The organism is Wolbachia endosymbiont of Drosophila nikananu (assembly GCF_028981865.1).
In the GTDB taxonomy this organism is placed as follows: domain Bacteria; phylum Pseudomonadota; class Alphaproteobacteria; order Rickettsiales; family Anaplasmataceae; genus Wolbachia; species Wolbachia pipientis_B.
Map to the genome: position 1 here is coordinate 1 of NZ_JAPQLL010000062.1, position 15,085 is coordinate 15,085.

Here is a 15,085-nt window from a genome sequence, read left to right on the forward strand (position 1 = left end):
ACTGGAATCCAGCCTTTATTATGCAGCCACTTGGTTGAAATTACGTCTTCTGGATCCCAGTGTCAAGCACTGGGATGACAAAAAAGGGGCTACTCTGATGACACCGTCATAAAGGAACCAGTGTCAGCTACTTTCATGACATCATTCTTTTTCCTGGATCCCAGTGTCTGGGCACTGGGATGACAGGAAGAGAAGGCTACTTGGATGACACCTTGACGATTTGAAGAATCGTCATTCCGCTGCTTGTTAGCGGGATCTAGAGATACCGCGGCGGGATGACGTAGGGGTTGCCGAGATTCCAGTGCTTGACACTGGAATAGGTGTGTGTATTTGTGAAAAAAAAATCTCCATGAAATTTGTGAAGCAATGTGGTGGGACTAGTGCGATTCGAACGCACGACCTTCGGATTAGGAGTCCAACGCTCTATCCTGCTGAGCTATAGTCCCGTGTTCCCTGCCATTTATGTAAAGTTATAGCAAAAAATCCTTCTCTTTTCTAGATTTCTTGCATAACCAATTTATGACGACAAAAAACATTTCTGTACTTCTTGAGGATAATGCTATTATATTTAATAACATGGTTTAAGTAAGATTAATGCTAGTTAACAACATTGGTTATTTCTATAACAATCAAGACGACTTTGCTTTAAGCAATATAAACATTAAAGTAAAAAAAGGAAGTGTTGCATGTTTATTGGGGCATTCTGGCTGTGGCAAGTCAACAATTTTGAAATTAATTGCAGGGATAGAAAATCCAAAATCTGGAACTATTTTTATAAATGGTAGGTTAGTTGCTAGCAATAAGGCATCAGTCGCTATAGAGCATAGAAATATCGGATTGATTTTTCAGCATTCTGCATTATTTCCTCACAAAACAGTAGTAGAAAATATAACCTTTGCTATCCGCAGCTCTTCCAAGAGAGAAAAGCACCTAATTGCATTGGAAATCTTGAAGTTACTCAATATAGAAAAATATGAAAATATGTACCCTAACGCCTTATCTGGAGGACAGCAACAATTAGTTGCAATAGCAAGAGTGATAGCACAAAACCCTGATGTTGTGTTGTTAGATGAACCATTTTCTAATTTGGATATACTGCTCAAGTGCCGAATAAGACAACATATATTGTCCCTTTTTAGAACTAAAAATATCCCTGTGCTAATGGTAACTCATGACCCGCAAGAAGCATTGAAAGTTGCAGATTTTATCTATGTAATGAAAAATGGTAAAATTATTCAATCAGGGGTTTCTAGCGATATATACCATAGGCCTAGAGATGATACGCTAGCAAAGTTTTTTAGTGAGCTCTCCTCTACTCTATAGTTAAGCGAAAAGCTTCCACTTATTCGCTGCAAGAAAACAATCTATTTTGGAATTGTTATAAAATAATTAAAAAACCTTGATTTATAATTAAATAAAGGTGATATAATCTATGTGTTACTTGACTTCAGTCAAGTTTTAACATTTAAAGGTCAATATTTTAAATGGAGGTGAAAATGAGTTTAGGACCATGGCAATTGTTTCTAGTCTTAATAATAATTTTAGTTCTGTTTGGTGCAGGTAGATTACCGCAAGTTATGGGTGATTTAGGAAAAGGCATTAAAAACCTTAAACAGGAGCTTAAGGACTCAGAAAAATTATCGTCTAATGAACCAGATCGTTAGCGTCCTCATACTTTGTGACATGCACCTTAGTGCATGTCATCTGTTTAAAAACTTAGTCAGGTTAAAAAATGAAAGAGATGAAGTGTTGGTATGAAATAAATAACAAATATTGAAATACAGCAACAACTATGTTAGCTTAGGAGGAATATTTTATTAAAGGATAATTGTGCAAAAAAGTGAGAAACTAACTAAAGATAAAAAACTAGCTTCTGATATTCTAAAAGAGGTTGCAGATACCAATAACAATGATAGCGATAAAGTAACTTTGTTTGACATTAAAACAGCTTTGCATGAGCGAGGTTTTGGTATTTTAATAATCATCTTCTCCTTGCCGCTATCGGTGCCTATACCGGTTCCACCTGGTTATACAACTATTCTTTCTATACCTTTAATCTTATTCTCGCTGCAGCTTTTATTTGGATTTGATTCTCCTTGGATGCCCAGTTGGCTAGAAAGAAAATCTTTTCAGCGTTCAACACTAGCTCTTGTGGTGGAGAAAACTTCTCCAACATTAAGAAAAATAGAAAAGTTCATGAAACCAAGAATGTCTTTTATTTTCTATGGGCCTGGCGAAAAAATTTTAGCTTTTGTAATGTTGCTTTGTGCATTATCAATAGCTCTTCCATTACCTCTTACCAACTTTATTCCTGCAATTGGTACGACTCTTATTTCACTTGGTATTATGAGTAAAGATGGGTTTCTATCCATATTGGGAATTTTAACATCATTGTGTGGACTATTGCTTACTCTTGTTGTAGTAGTCAAAGGGCCACAACTTATCATTGGGGCATTTTCTTTTTTCAAAAGCTTCGTATATGGTTAGGCTTTACAACACCTTAACAAAAAAAAAGGAACTTTTTACACCAATCGATAAAGATCATGTGAAAATGTATGTTTGCGGACCAACAGTATATGACACAGCACATATAGGCAATGCACGGTCTGTTGTTGTGTATGATGTGTTATTTCAGCTACTTAAGTTTTGTTATGGCAGAGTTACCTATGTGCGTAACATAACCGACATTGATGATAAGATAATTAATGCAGCAAGCGAGAAAAATAGCAACATAGAAAATATAACCACATATTACATTAAAGCTTTTCATGATGATATGGAAAGCATAAATTGTAAAGAGCCAACACACGAGCCAAAAGCAACAGAAAACGTAGATTATATTATAGAATTAATTGAACATTTACTGCAATCAGGCCACGCTTACGAATCTGACAAACACGTGTATTTTAATATAGAATCTTACCATGAATATGGTGCTTTATCAGGAAAAAAAACTGATGAATTGGTTCCAGGTAACAGAGTTAAAGTTAATGAAAATAAAAAGCACCCTGGAGATTTTGTACTGTGGAAGCCTGCAAGTGATATTGACTACAAACTTTCAAGTTATTGGGATAGCCCATGGGGAGAGGGCAGGCCTGGATGGCATATAGAATGCTCAGCAATGTCATATGCTTATCTTGGCAAAGATTTTGATATTCATGGTGGCGGCATAGATTTACAATTTCCTCACCATGAAAATGAAATTGCACAGAGTAAGTCTGCATTTGCTGGATCAATGTTTGCAAAATACTGGATACATAACGGCTTTCTTACAGTAAGTGAAGAAAAAATGAGCAAGTCCTTATTTAATATAGTCAAAGTAAGAGGTTTGCTAGATAGTGGAATAAAGGGTGAAGTAATACGTTATGTGCTGCTCAAAACTCACTACAGAAAACCACTTGATTGGACAGAAAACGTTATTTCTGATGCACAGGAAACCTTAAATAAATTTTATCGGTTATTACGTGGCTTAGATACAACGAATATTGATGAAAGTAATGCAGAGATTTTTAAAGATTTTATAGACGCTTTAAAAAACGACTTAAACATTCCTGAAGCTCTAGCTATATTACATGAAATGGCTGCAAAAATTAACAAAATGAGTAATGAAAGTGAAAAGCTTAAATTAACTGAAAGTTTTATTAAGAGTGCCAGATTTATTGGTCTTCTTGAGTCAAGTTATCAAGAGTGGTTTACTGCTGGTGTGAGTCATCAAGAAATAGAAAGATTGATAGACTTAAGAAAAATTGCAAAAAAAAATAAAAATTACGATACTGCAGACAAAATCAGGGATCAGTTGAAACAAAAGGGGATTACAATTTCTGACAACGAAGATGGTACAACAACTTGGTAAACTTATATGGAAGATTACTTTCTGCTGTTTAAAGACAGCCTATTATCATCGTTAATCTTGCCTATACACCAAGGCTTTATGTTTGAAGCTATGCTGTACTTTAGATCACATCACAATCTACTACTGATGTTGTTTTTTGGAGTACTAGGATCAAGCCTTGGTGGAATAGTTAACTGGTGTTTGGGTAGAATAACAATCTCTATACGAAAATCATACCACAAACTAGAGAACGAGCACACAACACCAAAAGTCGTAAGAAATCTACTGATTTGTGCAGTTGCATTACTTTCATGGGTGCCAGCACTTGGAAGTGTGATTCAAATTTTATCAGGTTATTTCAAGTTAAACCTTTATATCCTTGCCCCTTTAGTCATTCTATCTAATTTCTTCTATTTGTTATATCTAATACTTACTTTTGGCGTATAACAGCTATAGTACTACAGCTATTAAAGCCCACTTCTGTCATCCTATAGCCTGGAGCTATAAATTAAATGCAAAATTTCTAGTAGTCATAGGATGCACCATGAGCTAAAAGCAATTCCACAAGTTCTTGGTGATTATTGTTAGTTGCATAATACAATGCTGTCTTTCCTTCATTATTTTTGGCGTTAACGTCTGCGTTGTGTTTTAGTAGCGTCCTCGTTATATCAACCTTTTGCCTAATAACAGCCAAGTGTAGTGCAGTGTTGCCATCTTTATCCTTACCATTAACATCAGAACCTTCTCGAATAAGGCATCCTGCAATATTGTAGCTCCCAGATAAAGCAGAGTAGTGTAATGGAGTTCTGCCATTTTTATCCTCAGCATTAACAAAAGCACCTATATTGATTAGACACTCTACTATTCTTAAGTCTCCACTGAAAGTGGCCTTATAGATAGCGCGGTGTAATGCTGTTTCGCCATACTCATTCTTAGCATTAACATTAACATTTTTTTTAATTAGGCACTTCACTACATTTAATTCTCCATTCTCAACAGCAAAAAATAATGGTGTCATGTAGTGTTCATTCCTAGCATCAACATAAGCATCCTCATTAATGAGGTGTTCCACTATACCCAATTCCCCAATGCCAGCAGCTAAATATAATGGAGTCATACCATAGTTGTCTTTAGCATCAATATCAGCATACTTTTTGATGAGATATTCCAGCATATCCAGATCTCCATTTATAGCAGCAATGTGTAATGGAGCCCTGCCATATTCTCCTTTAGCATTAATGTTATTATTTTTAATAATCAGGTATTTTACTATGTCCAATTCTCCAGCGTAAGCAGCTGAATGCAATGGAGTATTATCATATTTGTCTTTAGTATTAGCGCTAGCACCTTTATTGACTAGACATTTCATTACATTCAAATTTCCACTCTTAGCAGCAATATGCAACAAAGTTTGACCGTGATTGTCCTTAACATTAACAATTTTTACCAATTCATCTGGGTAATATTTTTCTATATGTGTTATTATTGCACTAATTGCTTTACAATCACCACTTTCAGCAAGCAAGTGCAAAGGGGTGCTTTTCCTTATGAACAGTGTTCCTCCATATACACAAAATGAGTTAAAGTAAAAGTTATCAATCAACTTACCGTATGTACTTGCGTATCCCCATACAAATGCAATATGGCTCATACTACCTTGTGCTAAACCACCACTGTTTATCAATTCCAAAGCTTTCCTTAGAACTTCTTCTTGGCCCTCCTTTTGTAATTTTAATCTAGTTATTCCCTGCACTACTCTGTGAATACTTGCCACTTCCTCTTTCAAGTCAATCATTGAATATCTATCGAGTAGCTCAACAGCACTCCTTAGCTTTTCTTTATCATTGGTTATTAGCTTTGAAAAGATTTCTTCTACACAAATCTTGTCAGGAATAAGATAAGCCATTGTTTCCAGAATATTCAACGCTTCACAGCCATATTCTTTTGTATATGTGTCATCGTAGTATTACAAGTTATTGAAACTGCTTCAGTATAACGATCTTCGCCTTCACAATCTCCTTCTTTAAGTGACTTTCTTGTATGTTGTTGGGACTCCTTTAAGTAATCACTTACCTCAAATCTTCCATAACCTCTCAACTTTGATTTTTTATTTTTGTTGCAAATATATACGGTTGCTTGTTTTAAAGCCAAGGGAACATACTGCAGCTTTTCTGTTAATTCTTCTATTTCCTGATCCTGTAAATTGTCCTCTATGTTCAAAGCTTTTTTAACAAACTCGCAAGCTTCTGTTTTACAAAATTCATTTAACCGTATTACTTTTATATCTCCTTCTTCTACCGAATCCCATTTTTGATCATGAGAAGTAATTAAAACATAAGGTTTTTTATGTCTAGAATGTAAAGATGAAGGTAAAAACTTTCTAATGTATTTATATTCTCTTGCATTATCGAAAATAAAAAGACTTTTTATATCTTCGAAATACCTATATACGTCTTTAATAACAGACCTGATTCCCTTTTCTTGTTCAGTGTCTTCTTCTGTAATAGAAATTTTCGAACCTTCAGGTAATCTTTTATTTAGCTTTTTAGCTAATCCTTTAAACGACTCTTCAAGATCCTTTGGTGTTTCTGCATTTATCCGTACAAGGTTACCATCATAATCTTCTTTACGTTTATAAGCATATTCTATAGCCAATCCATTCTTCCCTACTCCGTCAGGACCGCTAATGACAACAGCTCGCAATGTTTCCATCGGGTTGCTAGTGCTTTCTTGCAATTTATTATATATTTCTTGCAATTCATTTTTTCTTCCAACAAACATCTCAACTGAATATTCTATATTAAACTGAATAGGCTCCTTACGTGTTTGTTGATCATTAACTAAAATTTCTACCTTTTCTCCTATCCTATCAACTTTATCCTCTATTCTAATTGCTCTTTTGTTCCCTTCTTCTACTCCTTGTTCTATCTTACCTAAAGTACTAGCCCACAGCTCAACTTCTCGAAAAAACTTTTCTCCTTCTTCTGGTGTGAGAAAACGCCCCCTTTTATCCTTCATCCAACTTGACATCATTGTGGAAAGGGCATTGAGAACGGAGTCATTATCACCAAAGTATTTGAACCTTCTGGCCAAGTCATCATTTATCTCATTTTTGATTAACTTTTCTAGCTCAGCGTCATTAGGCGAATTCACTACAAACACTAGTTCATTTAAAAATCCTTTTATTTCTTCATCGCTTACTTCCCTACCTCCAGCACTCATCCTTTGCTTTAAGTATTGAGCAATATTATTACGTAAGTCTCTAAGCTTATATTTTGCACTATCACCTATATTCAGAAACTCATCTTGTGTTTCTATTTTTTCGACTGTAATTCCCTTGCTTGCTAGACTTTCACGGTCAAAATCAACATTTATAACAATAAAAAAATCCTTTATTTTATCCTTGAATTCTTCATTACCTCGAATTTCTAAAAAGGCAGCAAAATGTTTTACTAAGTTAAGTTCACCACTTTTTGTCAATAAGTCGCCTACACAGATCTTCTTGCTGTCGTCTTGTTTATGTTTAACTTGTATAAGCATATATACTGTTGTCCCATTTTACTCATACCGGAAAACAATATCGTCAAAGCCTGCAGCCGAACTCATTTCCGTGGCTAAGCGGAAAAAGTACTTTCTATACATTGCACGTCTAAAAAACAGCATTAGCCACAATTTTTGATAGTCAACACCATGAATAAAGTTTTTCACCCCTCCAGCAGGATAAGTTTCAAGCATCCTCAACCTCACATAATTTTAAAAATAGTACCAACAAATGGTAAAAAAGTTATATATCATGAGATATAGATATCGTAACAAAGACCTTGGAATATCTACGAGATGTGCTGTTATGTAAATAAAAAAATGTGACTAATTACTTAATCTTTCACTCAAAACCAAGTTCACAATATCAGGGCTGGCTTTTCCCTTGGTGAATTTCATGACTTCACCGACAAAGAATCCGTATAATCTTGTTTTACCGCTTTTGTATTCTTGAACTTTATCTTGGTTGTCATTGATGATTTTATCTATTACCTCTGAAATTTGACATTTGTCAGTTATTTGCTTGAGATCCTGCTCTTCTATAATAAGGGATGCAGGCTTTCCAGTTTCAAACATAATATCAAAAACTTGTTTACCAAGTTTAGCAGAGATCGTTCCATCAACGATAAAATCTAAGAGTTCTGACAAAGCATTTGCTTTGATTGGGGAGCTCATAATATCAATATTTGCTTTATTTAAACGACCGAAAAGCTCTACAGTTAACCAGGTGACCGCGAGCTTTGAATCATGTTTTTTTATCAATTCCTCAAAGTAATCAGCAATCGCCTTATCGGAAGTAATGACATTTGCATCGTATCCATTGATACCTAATTCCTCAATGTATCGCAGCTTTTTTTGATCTGGCAACTCGGGCAAAGATGATTGAATTAAATCAATTTTCTCCTGGCTTACCTCAACAGGTAATAAATCAGGCTCAGGGAAGTATCTATAGTCGCTTGCATCCTCTTTGCTTCTCATCACTTTTGTTTTTCCCAAAGCGACATCAAACAATAAGGTATCTTGACTTATTTCTTCTCCACTTTCTAAAATTTCAATTTGTCTTTGTATTTCATAGTCTATAGCTTGCACAATATAACGTATCGAGTTCAGATTTTTTATTTCACAACGAGTGCCAAATGTGCTACTGCCTTTTAGGCGAACAGAAACATTTGCATCACAACGAAGTGATCCCTTTTCCATATCACCATCACACGAACCAGTGTAACGCAAAATCTGCCTCAATTTTTTCATGCATTCTGCAGCTTCTGCAGATGAACGGAGATCTGGTTCTGAAACAATTTCCATTAAAGCAACCCCTGCACGATTTAAATCCACATAAGTTTTGCTTTCCTCATGAACGCTCTTTCCTGCGTCTTGCTCTAAATGAATTCTCGCAATTCTTATTTCCTTTTCATTGTCGTTGATAAATACTCTACCATTTTTAGCTATTGGCTCAAAAAATTGGGTTATCTGGTAACCTTGCGGTAAATCAGGATAAAAATAATTTTTCCGATCAAAGTAAGAACACTTATTAATTTCTGCAGAAAGTGCAAGACCGGTGCGTATTGCTTGCTCTATGCAGTAATAATTTAGTATTGGCAGCGTACCTGGCATTGCTGCATCAACTAGAGAAACTTGAGTGTTATGCTCAGCACCAAACTCCGTTGATGAGCTAGAAAATAGCTTCGTATTAGAAGAAACTTGAGCGTGCACCTCAAGCCCAATTACCGCTTCCCAATCCTCTTTCGTCATGTATTTTATTTAAATGATAATCTTAATATTCTGCAAAATTAACACAAAAAGTCAAAACAAAACTCATGTTAGCTAAGTGGTATGCAACCCGTAGAAACAGGACGAAAAATTAAACGAAAAACTTACTTGACAAGCCTCGCCAGCCCCCTTATCATGATAGTGAAGGTATTCAGTTATCTTCATCTGTGCAGATTAAANNNCAAGAAAACAACGTAGTTGGCGTCTTATTTTTAATTTTTTGCACTATGTGCACCTTATGTCTTCACAACATTTCTGGGTTTTTACCTATATAAGCTGGAACGCGCTTATAAGTCGTTTAAGACAGTATAGTACGCCAATTTGCAGGATTAGAGAGTGACAACTAGCTAACACGGGGTTTCTTTTGCCTTTTTTTCTGCTTAGTAAATTTCTTAAACATTTTAGCTAAGGTTAGTTGCACTTAAAAGCAGCTAAATTGCGGTGTTTAAGACTTAAAAAATGCCAATACTGAAAATAGACAATGACTAGAGCTTCTTTTGCCTTTTTTTTTATTTGGTAAATTTCTTAATGTTTATAGCTAAACGACAACCGTCATCCCGCAGCGGGATCTATGCTAAGGAGATACCGTGGCGGTATGACGTAAGGCTACAGGTGTCATCCCAGTGCCCAGACACTGGGATCCAGAAAACTTAACTTTAAATAAGTGGCTGCATGATAAAGACTAGATCCCAGTGTCAGCTACTCGGATGACAGGGGAGGTTGCACCATAAGGTGAACCAGTGTCAACTACTTAGATGATACCTTTTTTCTACTTAGTTTGGGTTATGCAAGAAGTCTATTGCATTCCTGAGCAATTTGATTCATTATTCTTTTTGTAAAAAATTTTCTTGACTTTCTCTCTACTTTTTCTGGGTAAGGTCACTTTAAAGGAAGTCTAATAGATGCTACATAGAAATCCAGATGAGTTTCTAAAGTCTATTCCAAAAGATAAGCGCATAATGTGCCTTGACATGGGAGAAAAGCAAATAGGTATAGCATTTAGTGATAAAACACAGCTTATAGCCACAGCTCATAGTGTATATTATAGGAAAAATATGAGCAAAGATTTAGGTTATCTGCATAGAATATTCAAAGAAAATGAAGCTGGATCAATGGTAATAGGACTACCATTAAAAATGGACGAGCAAGAAACTAAATGGTGTAAAACCATAATCCAATTCGCAAATAAAATAATAAAAAAATATAAAGTAAATATATACTTACAAGACGAAAGCTTCTCAACATCTATCGCAACTCATACACTAAAAATTACTGGCATATCAATCACAAAATCGAAAAAAATAGATGATAAAATCTCCGCATGTATTATTTTGCAACGAATGTTAGACAAGATAAATACAATCAAATAGTTTTTCCAGATCTGGAAATCTTCAAACTGAATCTCATATAAAAGTTACTCAACAAAACAAGAACCTTTCGTATAAGCATGACAAATTGCTACAGCAAGAGCATCAGCAGCATGGTGGCATTTTATACTCAAATTTTTAACTATTTGCTTCACCATAAATATAATCTGATCCTTATCAGCATGACCATTTCCGGTAATGCTTTTTTTTACATAGTTTGCATCATATTCATTCATAGTTAGCTTTGTTATTTTTAACGCTAAAATTACAACCCCTCTTGCATATCCTAAAGTTAGTGAAGATTTAGGATTTTTATTAACAAAAATTTTCTCCACCGCAGCTTCATTCGGAGAGTATAAGGAAATTACTTTCTTTAATTGTTCAAAAATCATATATAGGCGTTCATCTGTATTGAGCTTATTGTCAGTTGATATGGTGCCGCTGCCCAAAAATTCAATATTATTTTTTTCGTTTAGGTCAATAATGGCCCACCCCGTCTTACTTATCCCTGGATCTAGACCTATTATTTTAACCACTTAATAAACGCTTAACCAATAGACAAACAAAAATAAAAACATCCAGACTACATCTACAAAGTGCCAATACCAGGAGGCAAACTCAAAGCACAAATGTTCCTGAGGTGTAAACTGGCCTTTCCGCGCTCTAAATAAACACACTGATAAAAATATTATTCCTATTATAACGTGTGCGCAGTGAAAACCGGTAATCATATAAAAATTGGATGTATAAATAAGCTTTTCTCCTGTTTCTTGTAGAGAAAAATTCGCTTCATGATACTCTATTGCTTGCACTATTATAAAAAAAAACCCAAGCAATATAGTTATGGACAGCATTTTAATCATGCTCTTTTTATCATTTTCAAGTAAAGAGTGATTTGCCCAAGTAATTGTTGTACCAGAAAGCAACAATATTAATGTATTTATGAATGGTAGTGACCACGGATCAGGTGGCAAAATTCCCTCAGGGGGCCATTCAACTTTTTTTGCAGGAGAAAACGCCTCAAATAAAAAAACTGGATCAAGCCAGGCTTTAAAGAATGAACAAAAGAACACTATAAAAAATACGACCTCCGAGAGAATAAATAAGTACATTGCAAATTTGAGTCCATGTTTTACAATGGTAGTATGACATTTATCATAAATGGCCTCCCTTATTACATCTCTCCACCAATAGAACAGCACCCCTAATACTGCGGAGATTCCCAGAACTAAACAAAACATTCCGAAAATTTGTTTATGAAGCGCGCCAACTAATCCAAGTGCAAGAATAAGAATTGCTGCTGATATAGCAATTGGCCAAGGACTTGGGGCCACTAAATGAAAATCATGTTCTTTACTGTTCATAGCATTTTAAAAAATACTTACTAAGGATACAAATTAGTTTAAAATTGTCAATGTTCCTTAGGAAATTGATTGGATCTTGAAAAATTATATGCACTGTCCCAAAAGTCTAACTCAAATTGTGCGCTTATCCTAAATAACTCAAGCATTCTACTCCTTTCATTTACTCCTACCTTTTTGCAATATTTATCAACAATATTCTCTAAAGTAGCGTACCCATATTCCATTAAACTACCGCTATAAAAATCAAACCAATCCTTATATTTGTTATTTTCCTTGAACCTACTTTTCATATTATCAGTAACAGTTTTGTATATAAACATGCAAGAATGTAAAACCGTTATAGCTTCATAGGTATCGCTATATGAGATGGATAAAAGAAAATTGGTAAAATTGAAACATGCAGGAGATTTTTTTCCATGCCTTACACCATATATAGTAAAGTAGTGATCACACAAGAACTTATTAACAGCTATTGAACCTTGTGCCACTTTAGCAAGAGGGATTACATCATTATGATCTTCTATTCTGGAGGCAGTAGTCAATATGGTACGAATATAATCATCTAAAAACAGCTCATCCTGCTGAATATAGAACTTAAAACTCTCTATATTTAAAGTGCCGTTCATCAACTCAACATTAAAAGGGTGATTAACTATATCCCTTAAAAGATTTGATCCATAACAACTCTTAATGATACTACTAAACATATAAAATGCTAAAACTACGATTCTGACACGAGTTATCCTATGTTAGATCATAAGTTGCTACCTGCTTTATAATACACTTCATTCCAAAATTCCATCTCAAGCTGCAGCCCATCACGAAAGAATCCTAGCATGTTTTTTCGTTCATCATTATTGGATTTTTCATATAGATTATTCATAATGCTAGTTACATCATCAATCATGGTATTTGCCTCATCAGAGCTAAAAAAATCTATCCATTTTTGATATTTGTTATCAGCAGTAGTCTTACTTTTCACAATATGACAAACAACTATTTGATATAAACAGAAACACGGATAAGAAGCTGCTAAACCTTCAGCAACAGAATTATGATATGCAATACGTACGAAGAAGTTAGTAAAAGCCGAGCAAGATCTCGATTTTTTGTGGCTATCAGATAAACCACAATCTGCAAAATGTTTACTATAGTAATCTCGTGTGGCAAAAGTGCCCACAGCTACACAAATCAATTTATTCATTATTTCAACATCATTAAACTTAGCTGCAATAATCAATAAAGCACGAGTGCAGTCCACTACATACAAAAAATCCTGCTGAAGATAAAATTTGAACTTTTCATAATCTAGCGTATTGTTCATCAATTCAACATTGAAAGGATGTTTTTTTATTTCTTCAATGAGGTCAGATGATTCTCTTATAGCAATATCGTAGAACTCTTCTTTTGGATCATTACGCATTTTGTAAGCCTCATAAATATTAAAATTACCATAAATATAATATAATTATTATAAAAATCTAATTACACTTTAATAATAAGCTATTATATCAGTATCGAGCTATAAATTAAAACTTTAAAGCAGTTCTATTTTTATCTTCCATATTGAATTCTCTACAAAACTCAGCAGATAAGTCCATATTCTTCTAAGAAACTTCCTTAACTAGCTCCTCTTGTTGCACTAAAGTATAGCCAAATTCTCGTGCCTTTTTGATCAAATTTTTTACAGCTCTCTCCTTATATCGTGTTTCATAGTATTCCATTCCTTTTTCTACATATTCTTGTCCGTATTTGAGCATACTATAAAATATGCATGCTATTTTTCTTGCAGTAGCTGTTATTGCTTTTGGTGCTCCTAATCGTTTTTTTAATCTCCTGTAGTATGCACCCAATGAACTTTTACTATTTCCTACAGAATTAGCAGCCATTCGAAATGCATTCGCAGCACGATTAATGACTTTACGCGTTCTTGTGCTAAACACTTTTTCTCCTGTAATTTTATTGGCAGGGCTGAGTCCTAACCACGATGAAAAGTGTTTTTCTGTTGACCATTTATTATGGTTTATACCAGTTTCTGAAATTATAGTCTGTATACTTAGTATATCAAGCCCTGGAACTTTAGTAAAATCCATACCAGTTATTCGGTGCAGTTCCTCGTGCAAAGCAAAGTCAGGCTTACTTTTTCTGTGCTTATTCTTTTCCTTACTCAACTGTTTACTTTCGTTAGATTTTGTTTCAAACGTTTTGTAATAGACCTCAATATTTCTATCACATTCTGCTATTTTTTCTTGATAAATATTATATAGTTCAAATTCTTGCTTTAGCGTGAATACATGTTCCTCTCTATAATCGCCAGCTAACGCTTTTGCTATAGTAGACTGATCATTTTTTATTCGTGCATCCCTGAATTGAGCCAATTTCCCAGAATCTCTTTCGCCTTTAATTATAGCCTTGATAATTTTCATACCAGTTACTCCTGTTATATCTCTTATAACTCTATGCAGTTGTATATTCATTTGAATTAATGCCTTCTGCATACGCAGAACATGTGTAGATGCACTTTCAGTGAGGTTCTTACGTTGTCGCACGTAACTACGCAATACACATATCTGGCTATCTGGCCTAAATGACCCTTGGAGTAATCCATAACTATGTAGTTGTTGTAACCACTGACAGTCCTGAACATCTGACTTTCTCCCAGGTACATTTTTTACATGTCGCGCATTTACCAACTTAACTTCAAAACCGTAAGATTCCAGTATTTGAAACAAAGGAATCCAATATACACCAGTTGATTCCATCGCTACGGTTGTAACTTTACACTTTTTTAACCACCTTGCTAAATTATGAAGGTCTTCAGTGAAGCAGCCAAATTTTTGAACACGTTGCTCATCTCTTCTCTCGGGTATACATACATAATGTACAGCCGAACCAACATCTATCCCTGCTGCATCAGGATTCATTACCTCTAATTTACTTTTTGTCATTGTAATTGACCTCCTATAACTTATAATGAAGAAGTATTTAAGCTTGGGACGGTTAGATTATACAATCTTCTAATCGAGGTAGTCGTAATAGACTCCATCAGTGGTTTAACCGTTCCTCCAAAACCATGCTCCCAAACGGGCACTCTAGCACCATTGAGCGTCCGGTTATAACTGCAAAAATACTTCTTAATAAATTATATTTAAAAATTGTTATAGCACTGGATAAAATAGTTTCTTTCAGGTTTAACAAGATTTTTCCTTGTT

General features: G+C 34.7%; 15 protein-coding genes and 1 tRNA gene. 6 read left to right on the plus strand and 10 right to left on the minus strand.

Annotation, left to right across the window (positions count from 1 at the left end; genetic code table 11):
• Window positions 1-369: 369 nt before the first annotated feature.
• A tRNA-Arg gene (locus tag OZD67_RS04035) sits at window positions 370-446 on the minus strand.
• Window positions 447-594: 148 nt separating this feature from the next.
• On the opposite strand from OZD67_RS04035, the gene OZD67_RS04040 reads away from it, so the two are divergent.
• From OZD67_RS04040 to OZD67_RS04060, 5 genes are all read left to right on the plus strand, one after another.
• Complete coding sequence (locus tag OZD67_RS04040; protein WP_182183206.1) at window positions 595-1,323, plus strand: ABC transporter ATP-binding protein; 729 nt, start codon at window positions 595-597, stop codon at window positions 1,321-1,323.
• 173 nt (window positions 1,324-1,496) lie between these two features.
• Window positions 1,497-1,664, plus strand: coding sequence for a twin-arginine translocase TatA (gene tatA, locus OZD67_RS04045; RefSeq protein WP_006013840.1), 168 nt, complete (start codon window positions 1,497-1,499; stop codon window positions 1,662-1,664).
• A gap of 166 nt (window positions 1,665-1,830) precedes the next feature.
• Window positions 1,831-2,487 (plus strand): exopolysaccharide biosynthesis protein, encoded by a 657-nt coding sequence (locus tag OZD67_RS04050; protein ID WP_182183204.1) that lies wholly within the window; start codon window positions 1,831-1,833, stop codon window positions 2,485-2,487.
• Window positions 2,480-3,853 (plus strand): cysteine--tRNA ligase, encoded by a 1,374-nt coding sequence (gene cysS / locus OZD67_RS04055; RefSeq protein WP_182183202.1) that lies wholly within the window; start codon window positions 2,480-2,482, stop codon window positions 3,851-3,853. Before OZD67_RS04050 ends, cysS begins: the two co-directional genes overlap by 8 nt.
• Window positions 3,854-3,859: 6 nt before the next feature.
• Window positions 3,860-4,279: a YqaA family protein gene (locus OZD67_RS04060; protein WP_182183201.1), complete on the plus strand. Its 420-nt coding sequence runs from the start codon at window positions 3,860-3,862 to the stop codon at window positions 4,277-4,279.
• A 76-nt stretch (window positions 4,280-4,355) separates the two neighbouring features.
• On the opposite strand, the gene OZD67_RS04065 is transcribed toward OZD67_RS04060, so the two are convergent.
• From OZD67_RS04065 to gatB, 4 genes are all read right to left on the minus strand, one after another.
• Entirely contained in the window at window positions 4,356-5,738 is a 1,383-nt protein-coding gene (locus tag OZD67_RS04065; protein WP_259346636.1) for an ankyrin repeat domain-containing protein, read from the minus strand.
• 14 nt (window positions 5,739-5,752) lie between these two features.
• The gene (locus OZD67_RS04070; RefSeq protein ID WP_259346635.1) at window positions 5,753-7,372 is read right to left on the minus strand and encodes an NB-ARC domain-containing protein; all 1,620 of its coding nucleotides are present in this window, start codon (window positions 7,370-7,372) and stop codon (window positions 5,753-5,755) included.
• Window positions 7,373-7,390: 18 nt separating this feature from the next.
• Window positions 7,391-7,567, minus strand: coding sequence for a hypothetical protein (locus OZD67_RS04075; protein WP_259346634.1), 177 nt, complete (start codon window positions 7,565-7,567; stop codon window positions 7,391-7,393).
• Between the two features lie 132 nt (window positions 7,568-7,699).
• Window positions 7,700-9,124: an Asp-tRNA(Asn)/Glu-tRNA(Gln) amidotransferase subunit GatB gene (gatB, locus tag OZD67_RS04080; RefSeq protein ID WP_182183199.1), complete on the minus strand. Its 1,425-nt coding sequence runs from the start codon at window positions 9,122-9,124 to the stop codon at window positions 7,700-7,702.
• Window positions 9,125-10,044: 920 nt separating this feature from the next.
• Here gatB and ruvX point away from each other — a divergent pair.
• Complete coding sequence (gene ruvX / locus OZD67_RS04090; protein WP_182183197.1) at window positions 10,045-10,512, plus strand: Holliday junction resolvase RuvX; 468 nt, start codon at window positions 10,045-10,047, stop codon at window positions 10,510-10,512.
• Between the two features lie 44 nt (window positions 10,513-10,556).
• Here ruvX and ruvC read toward each other — a convergent pair whose 3' ends face one another.
• The 5 genes from ruvC to OZD67_RS04115 all read right to left on the minus strand — a co-directional run bounded on the left by ruvC (window position 10,557) and on the right by OZD67_RS04115 (window position 14,827).
• Window positions 10,557-11,045, minus strand: a complete 489-nt coding sequence (ruvC, locus tag OZD67_RS04095) for a crossover junction endodeoxyribonuclease RuvC (RefSeq protein WP_182183196.1) — start codon at window positions 11,043-11,045, stop codon at window positions 10,557-10,559.
• Window positions 11,046-11,873, minus strand: a complete 828-nt coding sequence (locus tag OZD67_RS04100) for a cytochrome c oxidase subunit 3 (RefSeq protein ID WP_182183194.1) — start codon at window positions 11,871-11,873, stop codon at window positions 11,046-11,048.
• Window positions 11,874-11,920: 47 nt separating this feature from the next.
• On the minus strand, window positions 11,921-12,580 hold the full coding sequence (locus tag OZD67_RS04105) for a TenA family protein (protein WP_182183192.1): 660 nt from the start codon (window positions 12,578-12,580) through the stop codon (window positions 11,921-11,923).
• A gap of 47 nt (window positions 12,581-12,627) precedes the next feature.
• Window positions 12,628-13,296, minus strand: coding sequence for a TenA family protein (locus OZD67_RS04110; RefSeq protein ID WP_182183191.1), 669 nt, complete (start codon window positions 13,294-13,296; stop codon window positions 12,628-12,630).
• Between the two features lie 184 nt (window positions 13,297-13,480).
• Complete coding sequence (locus OZD67_RS04115) at window positions 13,481-14,827, minus strand: IS110 family RNA-guided transposase (protein ID WP_182184072.1); 1,347 nt, start codon at window positions 14,825-14,827, stop codon at window positions 13,481-13,483.
• Window positions 14,828-15,085 lie beyond the last annotated feature (258 nt).